At 59.7% G+C, this 12,156-nt stretch carries 10 protein-coding genes and 4 pseudogenes; 1 reads left to right on the top strand and 13 read right to left on the bottom strand.

Features of this window, described 5'->3' with window-relative positions; all coding sequences use genetic code 11:
- Nucleotides 1–29: 29 nt before the first annotated feature.
- The 3 genes and pseudogenes from ACFQL3_RS00070 to ACFQL3_RS00060 form a co-directional block, all read right to left on the bottom strand.
- Nucleotides 30–365 (bottom strand): annotated as a pseudogene (locus ACFQL3_RS00070) (hypothetical protein); the annotation flags it as partial.
- A gap of 3 nt (nt 366–368) precedes the next feature.
- Nucleotides 369–860, bottom strand: coding sequence for a hypothetical protein (locus tag ACFQL3_RS00065; protein ID WP_377050263.1), 492 nt, complete (start codon nt 858–860; stop codon nt 369–371).
- Nucleotides 861–964: 104 nt separating this feature from the next.
- Nucleotides 965–1,376: pseudogene (locus tag ACFQL3_RS00060) on the bottom strand (hypothetical protein).
- 257 nt (nt 1,377–1,633) lie between these two features.
- On the opposite strand from ACFQL3_RS00060, the gene ACFQL3_RS00055 reads away from it, so the two are divergent.
- The gene (locus ACFQL3_RS00055; protein ID WP_377050833.1) at nt 1,634–2,701 is read left to right on the top strand and encodes a CNNM domain-containing protein; all 1,068 of its coding nucleotides are present in this window, start codon (nt 1,634–1,636) and stop codon (nt 2,699–2,701) included.
- Nucleotides 2,702–2,854: 153 nt separating this feature from the next.
- Here the strand turns inward: ACFQL3_RS00055 and ACFQL3_RS00050 are convergent.
- From ACFQL3_RS00050 to ACFQL3_RS00005, 10 genes and pseudogenes are all read right to left on the bottom strand, one after another.
- Nucleotides 2,855–3,513, bottom strand: a pseudogene (locus ACFQL3_RS00050) (DUF6735 family protein).
- 377 nt (nt 3,514–3,890) lie between these two features.
- The gene (locus ACFQL3_RS00045) at nt 3,891–5,138 is read right to left on the bottom strand and encodes a glycosyltransferase (protein WP_377050261.1); all 1,248 of its coding nucleotides are present in this window, start codon (nt 5,136–5,138) and stop codon (nt 3,891–3,893) included.
- 337 nt (nt 5,139–5,475) lie between these two features.
- Nucleotides 5,476–5,658, bottom strand: a pseudogene (locus ACFQL3_RS00040) (hypothetical protein); the annotation flags it as partial.
- Nucleotides 5,659–6,045: 387 nt separating this feature from the next.
- Nucleotides 6,046–6,414 carry a transcriptional regulator gene (locus ACFQL3_RS00035; protein ID WP_377050831.1) on the bottom strand — a complete coding sequence of 123 codons (369 nt, stop codon included), beginning with the start codon at nt 6,412–6,414 and terminating at the stop codon, nt 6,046–6,048.
- 4 nt (nt 6,415–6,418) lie between these two features.
- On the bottom strand, nt 6,419–7,516 hold the full coding sequence (locus tag ACFQL3_RS00030) for a DUF5305 family protein (protein WP_377050259.1): 1,098 nt from the start codon (nt 7,514–7,516) through the stop codon (nt 6,419–6,421).
- Nucleotides 7,513–8,010, bottom strand: coding sequence for a hypothetical protein (locus ACFQL3_RS00025; protein WP_377050258.1), 498 nt, complete (start codon nt 8,008–8,010; stop codon nt 7,513–7,515). Before ACFQL3_RS00025 ends, ACFQL3_RS00030 begins: the two co-directional genes overlap by 4 nt.
- Nucleotides 8,007–8,990 (bottom strand): signal peptidase I, encoded by a 984-nt coding sequence (locus ACFQL3_RS00020; RefSeq protein ID WP_377050256.1) that lies wholly within the window; start codon nt 8,988–8,990, stop codon nt 8,007–8,009. The genes ACFQL3_RS00025 and ACFQL3_RS00020 overlap by 4 nt, the downstream gene beginning before the upstream one ends.
- 16 nt (nt 8,991–9,006) lie before the next feature.
- A complete protein-coding gene (locus tag ACFQL3_RS00015; RefSeq protein WP_377050254.1) occupies nt 9,007–9,531 on the bottom strand; it encodes a hypothetical protein in 525 nt (174 codons plus the stop codon).
- 114 nt (nt 9,532–9,645) lie between these two features.
- Complete coding sequence (locus ACFQL3_RS00010) at nt 9,646–11,619, bottom strand: bacterio-opsin activator domain-containing protein (protein WP_377050829.1); 1,974 nt, start codon at nt 11,617–11,619, stop codon at nt 9,646–9,648.
- A 10-nt stretch (nt 11,620–11,629) separates the two neighbouring features.
- Entirely contained in the window at nt 11,630–12,124 is a 495-nt protein-coding gene (locus tag ACFQL3_RS00005) for a response regulator (RefSeq protein ID WP_377050252.1), read from the bottom strand.
- Between the last annotated feature and the right edge of the window lie 32 nt (nt 12,125–12,156).

Genomic DNA, 12,156 nt, shown 5'->3' with positions numbered 1-12,156 from the left:
GCGCGACGCAGGTGCTTGCAGCCGCCTTCGGGTGAACGCTGCTGCCAGTCGGGACAGTCGTACCAGCGCTGTACCCTCGCCCCGTCTGCTGACTTCTCGCCGACGAGGACGTCATCGTTCGGACACTCGGGACAACTCAGTTCAGGCGCTGGCCGCTCCCGGAGCTCGTCACGGAACGATTTCGCGTCCTTCGTCTCGTACCCCCGCGACCAGATCGGGTAGCCGTCGACGAGGATTGCCCCACGCCACTTGTGCCGGTACGAGTCCGGTGCTCGATGCAGGACGGCTCGCGCACCGGTCTCGGTGTTCCGATACACGAGTGTTGGCGAGCGGCACTCGCGTCGCCAGTTGGTGATTCGGGGCATTGTTCAGAAGTGGACGTCGGCGGGCACGATCCAGAGGTCCTCGCTTTCCTCGAGGATTCGATCCAGCTGCTCGCGGTGGCGAATACCGGTTGCGTGTTCGGTGTACAGGAAGATCGTCGGGCCGTCGTAGGCGCCGACCTGGTGGAAGGCGTGCCGGGCGAGCTCTTCGTCGCGCATGATCTCCTCGTCGGAGAGTTCGTCGATGGCCTCTTTCACCCGGTCGAGATTGCGCTCGAACTCTTCCTTCGTCGCCTCCCACCCACGTTCGAGCAGGTCCTGGCCGTCATCGGAGTCGACAGGGGCTGCAGTCGGCAACTCTCCCCATCGCGCCTTCCCCGCAACGGACGTGTCCTCCTCATCGAAGGTCACGTAGTAATCGAAGACGGCGCCGGCGTGTGGGTCCGCCCCGACCAGGCGGTCGAACACTGACTTTCCGGTGGCCAGCGCGTCGTCGTGCGTCGATACTTCTACCAGTGTGTAAATGACCATATGCATCTCGAACACCTCGAAGCGCCGACGCTCTGGGGATCGTTGCTCGCTCCAGCTGCGTCGGCACCCATCGCCGGCGCTCGAAAAACTCCCCTCGTGACGGAGGGTTCTCAGGACTCGTCCGCTCGTTCGACAGTGATGGTCAGGTCGCCCGATTCGTAGTCGGCCTCGAAGTCGACGACGAATTCGTCCGCCTCGTAGGCGGCATGGTAAGCACGGTGGCGTTCGAGCGAGCCAGTCGCCTTGAAGTGGAAGAATGCGGCCGCCGTGTAGGGCTTGCTCTGGGTTTCGACCTGCGACTCGACGGATGCGGGGAGCGCGATCTGGGGCGTCTCCGTGTCGATACTCGCAGCGAACTCCTTTGCCTCCTCCACGGTCGCTCGCGAATGCGCCGGTGTCTCACCGGTGAGCACGTTCACCGGGGTTTCCGTCTCGTCGGTGAACAGGACGTCTTCGAAGGTGTGTCCCGAGGATCGCCTCGGGATCCAACTCGCAGTCGTGAAACGGGTCGTCTGAGGTCATCGAATCACGAGCCTACGGCAGGGCTCACCCATTCCGGCCCCTGAAAAACAGCAGCACTCACGAAGCAAGCAGGATCAAGAGTGATTCAAGCTCGCTGCTCTTGTAGAATTCCTCAATCAGTTATATATTCCAGCTGGCTTGCTGAATACAGGGCGCGTACCTCGTGCCTTGGTTGTGCCTGTGTACCGTGCCTTTTGTGCCTTCGTCATTGTCCTGATGTGAACACTATTTTCTGTCTACTGTCGGTATAATAGATGATGGAACCGCTCGAGATCGGACTACGGATTCTCGGTGGTATCGTCCTTATCGGGGTAAACGCCTACTTTGTTGCAATTGAATTCGCCCTGACCCGTCTCAGGCAGTATCCCGAATCGGAGTTCAACACGCCTGGACTCGAACTCGCCTGGGAGATGACTAACGACCTGGAGTTTTATCTGACGACGTGTCAGGTATGGATTTCTGGGACCAGTATTGCGCTGGGGATCATCGCCGAACCCGGACTCGCAGCCCTGTTCAGAACCCTGTTCGAGAACACGACCCTCGCATCGATCGGGGCTGGTTCGCTCCTCGGATTTCTTCTCATCAACCTGGTTCATCTCACCCACGGCGAACAGACACCGACGTACCTCGGCGTTGAGCGCTCCAAACAGGTCGCTCAGTATGGAGCGCGACCACTGTACTGGTTCTCCAAAATACTCGCTCCGGCCATCTGGGTCGGTGACTCGGTTGCAAAAGCGACACTCGGCCTGTTCGGCATCAAGATGACCCAATCGTGGACCGAAACCGGTGAGGAAGTTATCGAAACCCGTGCGGACCTCCGAAACGAGCTTGGGTCGGTGCTCAACGAGGGTGAGTTGGCCGAGGAACGCAGTGAGGAGGTTATGAACGCCTTGGCCATCGGCGAGCAGTCGGTGGGAGAAGTCATGATTCCGCCCGAGGAAATCGTGGCGCTGTCTACTGAGGATGATCCTGAATCGAACTTCCGGAAACTCGAAGAGCACCCACACACGCGGTATCCACTGATCGGTGAGGACCTCACCGAGTTCCGTGGCATCGTCTACAGCCCGGCCCTGTTCAACCGCCGTAAGGAACTGTCTGCTGGCAACGGTGCGTTTACTGAATTGGCAGCACCGACGATGACACTCTCACCGGATACCGACGTGAGCGACGCGATCGATCAGTTCCAGGCCGAACGGCAGGAGATTGCCCTCGTCATCGAAGACGGCGACGTGGTCGGGCTGGTTACCGTCACCGACCTGCTGGAGACGATCATCGGTGACCTCGAAGACCCACTTGACCAGGACAATCCCGATATACTCGACTAAAGAAAACATGCGCGGTCAGATGGCAGGTTTCGTTGCAATATCGGACCGATAGCTTCGACTGACTTGCACGGAGCCTCTTGCTGCGATACCTCCCCCAGGTGGTGAACGGAACCTCTGTATCTTGTACGCGACTCGTATCAACTGCAGAGGATCTCAATAGAGCCGGATCGCCCTTTCGAACGGCGATTCCCTGGTCGGAATGAGCAGTTCTTGTTGATCGCGACCCACTCGGCCAGCTTCCGTTTCAGATACTGCCTCGCCGCCGACGGTGTGAAGACGCCTTTGTCGATTATGTCGCCGCCGACGTCTTTGAGGGCCGCGAACTGCCCTTTCAGGTGGCCGTCGCCGACCGGCTCGCCGTCGTACCAGCGCACCGTCGCAAGCGCGCCGTTCCCGACCGTCTCTCCCTGTTCGACTGTCTCCGAGTCGTACTGGAGGCCGAACCACAGCGTCCGATACGTAGTCACTTCGAACGTCGTCGACACCACGTAGAACGCCTCGTGGTGGAGGTAGTCGAGGTGGTCAGCGATGATCTCCTCCAGCGTGAGGCCGGTGGTGCGGGGCTTCGGCTCGACGAGAGTTGCCGGTCGGTCTTCGCCGGCGAGGTAGCCGTCGACGGCATCTGCCTCGAGGCCATCGGCCAGTTCCGCGATGAGCTGTTTTACCCACTTCGAGTCGGTGTCCTCGCCACCGAACGGCGTTTCAGCCGAGATTCGGTGCTTCAGCTTCAGGTTCTCAGTACCTCAGTGACTGTAGTGAAGCGTGTACTGTCCGTCGGTTCGTTCGTACGCAACGAGTGCGCGATGTCCCATCGAGCAATCACCTTGCAGGGCAACCCGCGACTGGTTCGCCCCGCACCCCTTCCGGGGGACGAACAACACTACTCGTCGATCGGTTCGGGGGAACTGAAATCCGCGCGGAGGGCTTCGACGCCGTACGTCGGTCTGTTCCGCCCCCTCCAGCAACTCAGCGATAACCAGGCGTTTGTGGCTGTCGTGTTTGACCAGTGGACGATTTCTGGTGTATCGTTGTCCCTTTCGGTCGGTTGTCTCGTCCGTCGCTATCGAACACGAGCGGGATAGGCCAGCGCCTCTCACCCATCAGGAGCTATACCGACACACTCGACGCCAACCGAACCCGCAGATGCGTCGCTTGCCTGAAAATCAAGACAGCTGCTGGACGTAATTGATCACTTGCTACCTACCTTCGTCGTCACGCGGAACGTCTCCGGTGGGTTGAGGAGACCTGCGATTGTCCCCATCGAGTGGATAACGGTGATCACCGGCGCCAGCGGGAGTGCCAGTATCCACTGACGGTGGTTGTCACCGTAGTAGATAACACCCAGAAGGAACCAGCCGAGCGTACACAGCGCTAGTCCCATGGACGCCACAAAGAACAACCCGCTATAGACGATCGTCACGCTCAGGAGCGACAGCGGGACGACGAGCAGGGTGACGATCGGCGAGAGCGCCCAGGCGTAGTTCCGCACCCGCGTCAGTACCTCGTACCGCAGCGGGAGCATCGCCGATGCCTGCACGTTGCCAGCCGCCCAGCGGCGACGCTGCTGCAGGATCTCGTACAGCGATGGCGGCGCCTCGTTCCGGCAGACCGCATCCGCCAGTGCGAACGTCACGTCGAACTCCTGAAACGCTGCCCAGACGAACGCGGTGTCCTCGACCAGCGTCTCACGATCCCATGTCGTCTTCTCTTCGACCTCGGTGCGAACAGCGATCCCGCCACCCCACGCGAACAGCGGAATCGAGAGTCGCGCGAATGCGCGCTGTTCGAACTGGACGCCCATCCGGTACATATCGGCCAGATAGCTCAGATTCGATCCCGTGCGGCGAGGTTTCTCGCGGAGTTGGACGATATCTGCATCCGGGAGCCCGTCTAGTGACTCGACGATGCTGTCCTCGTCGAGATACAACACGAACTCCTCCTGACAGTCCAGCGCCTGCCGCGCCCACTCCTGTGCGCGGCCCTTCCGGACTGCACGACACGTGAAGTCCTCTGGGACGACGTGGACTGTCGCTCCAGTCACGTCGATGGCCGATTCCGCGATCACGTGCACGTCCTCGAGCCCCTCGGGCAGGGAATCGACGGTCTCCTGGACGACCTCAGCGGCGTCGACAGTCATAATTCGAACTTGGATGTTCTCAAGGCCGTATTCGTTCGGCGGCGCCTCGTAGCCCGCCCCAACGACAGTCGTGAGGACGAACCAAACGAGTGCGGTGGCCCCGAAAAGGAGCGTCACGCCCCAGAGCGTGAATCCGAACAACGACGCGAGCCCACCATCCATGACGGCGGTGGTCGTTGCCTCCGCGTGGCCGGGGGCGGTACCCGGCTCGGAAAGAATGGTCGGTGCGAACAATGTCGCGGCCCCACCGACGAGGAGCGCCAGCGTGACCACGACCAGTGCGATACGTTCGGTGTTCATTATGTCGCCACCTCTCTCGCCAACCCGTATGAACCGTCCAAACGCTGTATCTGGATTCAGTCGTCTTCCCTCGGATTCACGGTTTTAATCCCGTTTAACTCGGACTAATCGAGGGACTGCACCGTTGTGGTCTCTGTTAGTCTGTGAAGAGGTACCGACCCACATGATAGCAGAATACGCTGCCGGACACCCCGCGTGACCGTGTCGCGCGCACCGGATCGCTTTCCGATACTGGAACTGCCGAGCGTGCGTCGACTGCTCCGTACACCCTCATCGAGGGATGTTGTACCGGCTCTGGAACGCCTCCCCTGAGCGTGGATGGAGACGCCAGTGAGGGGTCCGCGTGAATGTTCGTCTCGTCTCCGGCATCCGGCCGTGTGAGAAGGCTCACCTCTCCCAGGAGGCTTCTCGTGATCTCGACTCGTTCTCGATCCGCGTCGTCCAACCGGTCGACGTCGAGCCGATTGAGATTGCTGAGCACACAGTGCATCCGTTTACCCTGTTGGAACTGTTGCTCCACTGGAAGCGCCTCACCGCTCGCCGGCGCGGATAGGCCACCGTGACTGACGTCGGCCTTGCGGGCGTTCGCAGTGTTAACCAACAAAACGCGGTCTCGTTCGTCTCTATTGGTTAATCGACGAGTCCGTTTTCCACTATTCGCGAGCGGGCCCGTGACGAGCTGTGCTACATACGTGGCACTCCCAGATCGGTTGCCCCGTCCACGTCTCATCAGGGACCGAGTCGTGGGTACTGAATCGATGGGCAGTTGATCGCTCGCAGTGCTGACGGTCGAGTCGCTCTCTGGATGGTTCCGTGGCTTCCTTTCTGGACACCTCCCGTTCGTTGGTCGTGTCACTGAGAGCCATCTGATAGCCCTCGCACCCTTTCAGAGGGTGAAAACAAGTGGCTAGTCCGCGCTAGCGGGAGTACTGTCTACGTCGACGTCGTCGAGAAGTGGGTAATCGATGTGCATCTCGATTTTATCGAAGGGGACAACTGGCTGGATCGTTCCGCCAAGGCCTCCCTCCTTGAGCTCGAGGATACCCAGCACGTCCAGCTGTTTCAGATCTGCATGGATATCGGAGACGTCGCGGTCGACGAGTCGTGTAGCCTCACGCATGCTGGATGGACGCTCTTTGGCGATCGCCTGGATGAGATCAAGGCGCAGCGGAGTGAGGCTGTCGACGAGATCGTCATAGGTCCCGAACTGAAGTACTGCACGCTCATCGCTTGCATCCAGTCCATCAGCCTCGGCAGTCTGAAGTGAGATCTCGATACCGTTATTTGTCGGTGTCTTGCACCTCCCTATTGAATAAAAACCCGGCAGTGGTATCCGGACGGAAGACAAACACGGCCGCGTCTGTGAAAACGGCATAACGACCCTGCTGTGAGTCGTGGATCACGCGTGTCTCGGAGTCGATAGCGATATCGACGAGGCCTTCGAGCGAATCCATCGGGATAACTTCTAGATGCTTGGAGAACGCTGTCGGCAGGTCTCCGCCAGAGATCCACTCGTCGTAGCGCAGGCGATGGATCCTGTCACGCTCGCGATCAGCATCGAACTCCCTGCGCCCGTATCGTGCGGCGCCGAGGACCACACCACCGATCACCGAGAGGACCAGGAAGACCAGGGTCATGTGGGGGACAATGACGGAGCCAGCCACCGGAGACGTCGTCTGGAACACTTTGTCGCTAACTGGGGCGGCGTACGACGCCGTCGTTCGGTGTTCCTTGCTAACCGAAAGAACTGGGACACGGTAGGAGTCAGGACTGACGGTGAGTTCGGCCCGATCCTCGAGAGATCCTTCATAATCGTCACTGGAATAAGTGGTTTCGACGTGGAGATACGCGTTGACACTGCCAGCATCCCCGATCTCCGCACGCATCTCCCGCAGCGTGTCGGCGAGATCCGCGCTCTGAACCGTTGCCACACTATCGACGGTGGCGGCGTTCCCTTCTATCGTTCCGGATGTAGACGTTATCGCGTGTTTCTGCCGTCGAAATACGCCGTCCTCGGTCGAGGATGCCGTGTACAGGATCGAGACCTGCTGGTCGACAACGACGTCATCCGGCGGTGCTCGTGTCGTCGCGGTCACCGTAACACTCGGGGAGACTCCGCGGAGATACACAGGTTCATTGGTTAGCTCCTCGCCAGCCTGGTACATCGCGTGGTCGTTCTCGACCGTCGCTGTCGTGGTGGTCCCTGTTTCCACGAGCGACCGGTCGGTCACCTCAGTCACAGCCATCGTCGGCGGGAACACCATCGTGACGGCGACACCGATAAAGCCGACTAACAGCAAGAGAGCGCCGAGTTGACTAAGCATCCGGCCGTTCTCTGAAAGGAGATATCGAACTTTGGCGGCGCCAGTGGCCATCATTGAGTGGTATCCTCGATCGTTGCACTCCGATTCGTGGCGACGGCGTCGATACCGACGCTGTCAGCGGATGTATCGAACACGATTTTCTCATCGACGTAGGTGTCGTCGTCCGGTATCGCAACGTCAACAGCGACACTCTCGGTCGCGTCGAGATCGACAGTATACTCGTCCCCGACAGAGATACCGTCGACCACGAGATCTGCTTTCGTGGCCGACGCGTCGTTTAGCGTCACCGTCATCGTGGCGGTGTTTTGGAGGTTGTTCGTGACGACGACGAGCTGGTCCGTGTGACCGATTCTGACGCCTGTCGCGGTGTCGAGCGCGATGAGAGCCTGTGGGTCGTCAGTGATGCCGAGGGTCGCCCCCCGGTCGACATCCGCGGTCGAATACGAGGCCGCAGGTAACAGCGTCGCGCCAAGTAGTAACACGACCAGTAGTAACACGGTAGCGGGAAGTACGCGGCGGGACCGCGCCCGAGAACGACCGCTACTCATCGGAACTCCCACCACGAAGTACGTGACCGGGATCGCAATTCGATCGGTGCTTTGCCATCCACCACGAGCCAATGTACCCCGTAAAGCGGTGTGACGACCGTGCCGACAGAGGCGATCGCCGCCGCGACTGGGTGAAGCGTATGAAGGCTGCTCATGATTCCATAGGGCAGGACGGCCGGATAGTAGTGGGAACTCACCGTACCCTCGAGGGCGCCGGTACTCGTCTGGGCGGGGACCCTGACGACAACGTCGGAGCTGCCTCCGTTCGCGCCGATATCGAGAACCGTAACGCCAGCCCCCTCGACGAACTGGTAGGTGAATCGTGGGGCGCTTGCCACCTCGACGGACCGAGTCACCGACTCTCCGACCGGAATGATGCGGCCACCGCCTCCACCGTCGGTCGTGACCGCAGTAAACGCCATCTCGTAGGTCGGCGCCCCGTAGGCTAGCGCGAGAGCACTTCCGAGGACAGCAGTGATGACAAGCGGTGTCATCAGATCGTTGACGCGAACGACATCGCGAGCACGGGGGTTCCGCTCGATGAATCCGCCGGCGAGTATCACCGCGAGCACGCCGAGTGGCCAGTACGTCGACAGCACGGCGACGACGCTTCCAAGCCGTGGAATAACGATCGGCTTGTTGCCGATGGTGAGGACTGTGCCGACGACACTGGAGTCAGTCACGACAGGATGGCCGGCATCCTGATCAGTCGATGGATTGTTATCACCTTTGGTAATATACCCCTCGTCGGTAAGGGCGACGACACGGTGGGTAACGTACTCGTCGCGGGTTGTGGAGTCGAACACGATGATGTCGCCCGAGGTGACGTCGCCAGTCGGACCGACGACGTAGCCGTCACCTTGCCCGATGGTCGGTTCCATACTGTCGCTGTATACGTACGAGAGCTGGAGCGGCGTCCCTGGCAGTAAGAGCAGGAGCAGACCACCAACCGCTACGAACGCCAGCGCTCGACGAATCATTCGCTGGACCGTCGAATTAGTTCGCCGTGAAGGTGAGTGTCCCGTCCAGATCTGTCGCACCCAAGGCTACCCCTGTAGTGTCAACGGTCATGACAACGCGGACCTCCTGAGCGGCAGCGGCCGTCCACGTTACGTCTGTCGTGTCGTCGACCGTACCAAGAGAGACAGCATCTGTCCACCCATTTGTGCCCTCCTCGAAGAGATCAAAGGTGACACCCGCGGTTCCGTACCCGAGCGTAAAGCTGCGCTCACTACCGTCGTTGTTCGTGATCGAGAAGGCGTGAGCCGTATCAAGGCTAGTCGAGTCGCCGAAAGTGAACGAACCGTCTGTATTCAGATCGGCCGGCGTGATCTTGAGGAGGTCACCGGTTTCAGTGATACCGTCGGTCGTCCCGGCGTTGAGGCCGATGAGTGCTGTAGAAGCGTCTGTTGCGACCGTGAAAGACGCATCTCGAGTGACGCTGGCGCTGGTGTATGCAGCCGTACCGACGCTTGTTCCGAGAATCGCTCCGATGCTTCCGATTACAGCTCTTCGTTGCATACAACCCCATTATAGCTGGAGACGGACAGGCGTCTCCGTTGACGTTCCAAGCGCCGGCCGTCGAGATGCTTGGATAGTAAACCCCCACCCCTCTGAATCACCCGCCAGCACAGTTTACTCGTCGTTCGCCGACACCGTCCGGGTCTGGCGGAACGCCTCGTCGAACAGCTGTCGCTCCGCGGCCCGGAGATGCTGGTACACCGCTTGGGAAGAGATACCGAGTTTCTCCCCGAGTTCTTTCCCGGTGCAGTGACGCGGGGACTGGAAATAGCCGTTGAGATACGCGGTATGAACGACCTCGCGCTGGCGCGTCGTGAGCGACTCGCGAAACGCAACCAGTCGCTCGTAATCGCTGCCGTCGGCGTTCTGTGTGCCTTTCGAGACCAACTGTGCGCTCGGATACCGATCCAGAATATCCGACGCGACATCCCGCAGGATATCCGTCTGTGCGATCTCCAGACCGACCTGAACGGAGTTCGGGGATGCAGATAGCTCCGAAATTCTGACCGGGTATTCCCGCAACTGCGCTCCGAGAAGTGGGGTTTCGAGATGAAGCTCGACGACACCGTCTGGCCCGTTGTCGGTCGCGATAGTTGCCGATCGGACCGCACTCATCGTGGCAGCAACCTCCGTTACGCTCTTCAGCGACGCCTCCTCGACAGCAGCGAACACCCGACAGGTGGCACCCGGTTCGGGAATAACCCCTGTCACGTCGAGTTCACAATCGGCGTCAGCGGCAAGCCGCCCGAAAAGATGATCAACGCCATCGATCTCGAACGCAAGTTCAGTTGTGGCACCCGACTGGAGCGCGTGACGCTGCTCGACGGACTGAAGTGTTTCGCCCACCGAGGATGCGATAGCCGACAACATTCTCTCGAAGCGCCCGCTGAACGCGTTCTGATCGGCCGACAGAACCGAGAGCACGCCGGACGTAACGCCATCTACCTCGATCGGGATCGCAACGACGGATTCGACACCGTACGAGAGCGCGGTTTGCTTCCACGGCTGTTGACGGATATCGATCGCCGTGTTTGCGACGCGAACCGAGCGGCCGGTCTGGAAGGCGACTATCGCTGGCTCTTCGCTCGAATCGAGCTCTAACGTAATATTGTCGAGATACTGTGGAATATTACCCGCCCACGCGCGACGATCCAGCACGCTCTCTTCAGTCGGAACGCCGATCCACGCGAGCTTCACGCCCTCGATATCGCTCACCTGGTCGCAAACTGCCTCGAATATCTCGTCTCGGGTTTCGGCTCGTAACAGGGACTCGTTGAGTCCTCGAAGCGTTGCATTCACACGTTCCAGACGGTGGAGTTCCTCGCTCTGTCGACTGATCTCTTGTTGGCCCGAATTGATCTCCTGTTCCCTCTCGAACCGCTCGAACGCCGCCGCAGCGGCGTTAGCCAGGATCTCCACGAACTCGCTATCGTGGGGCGCAACCGATCTCCTGTCGTCATACCCGATCGCGAGCACGCCTGCAGATCCAATCGGCATGAACAACGTCAGTCCGTGACCTGTGTCGTCTCCTGCCGCGGACCCAAAGGTCGACACATCATCTACCTCGATCGGACGGCCGTCGATGAAGGCACGGGCAAGCGGGTGATCCGGATCGAGTGGGACCTCGCTAGCAACGCTCGGAAGTGACATCGCGTCCACGACCTCCAACCAATTTTTTGACGATACGTGGCGGAACACTGCCCCTCGATCGGCAGCAAGCAGGTTGTCGACCGTGGACAGGACGCTTCCGGTCACCTGACGCGATTGATCGGCGGCGACGATATCAGTGACTGCTGTATGTAGCGCCGATAGCGTTTGTTCGTACCGCCTACGGTCAGTGATGTCGCGGGCCTGCGTCAGGACCAGCGAGCGACCCTTCACCTCGATTGGTTTGAACTTGAATTCCACCCAGAAGCGCTCGCCGCTCGCTCGCTGACAGCATTCCTCCGTGCTGGTCATTCCATCAGTCGCCGCTCGCTGGAAGTGATCGCTCAACGTCGTTTCCTGATGGTCCTGTCGCGGAATACTCCAGAGATCGTTCAAACCCATCGACAACAATTCCGCTCGCTCTACGCCAAAAATCTCCAGGAAAGCCGGGTTAGCGTCGATAAACGCTCCGGTCTCGGGATGGTTTAATGCGAAACCCTCGGCGGCTAAGCTTGAAGAGTTCGCGATAGCTCATTTCCGCTCGCTCGCCTTCCACCACGTTCTCGATGCGTTGAGCTAACACCGGGAACTGCTGTGCGATATCTGACTTCCGAAAGTAGTCTGTCAACCCAGCTGAGATCGCCTCGCTGGCGACCTCCTCGGACCCTTTCCCCGTCAGAAGAATAAACGGGAGGTCTGGCCGGTCGGCACTCACTGCCCGGAGAAGCTCCAGGCCGTTCATTGTCGGCATTTCGTAATCCGAGACTATACACTCGATATCGGTATCAAGCCTATCGAGGACTGCAACTGGATCCCCAACGGAAGTAACGGTAAACGCCCCGTCGACCTGTTCGAGGCTATCCTGGAAGAGCGTCCGCATCTGATTGTTGTCGTCAACGTGGAGGACGTCGATAGAGTCTTTTTTTATGTAGGATTCTTTTGCCAATACCGTGTGCAATCCACTGGGTAGTTAATATC

The organism is Natronoarchaeum sp. GCM10025321, from assembly GCF_042663585.1.
Classification (GTDB): domain Archaea; phylum Halobacteriota; class Halobacteria; order Halobacteriales; family Natronoarchaeaceae; genus Natranaeroarchaeum.
Note: the sequence above shows the minus strand (reverse complement) of the source record. Positions and strands in the feature narration are given on the sequence as shown.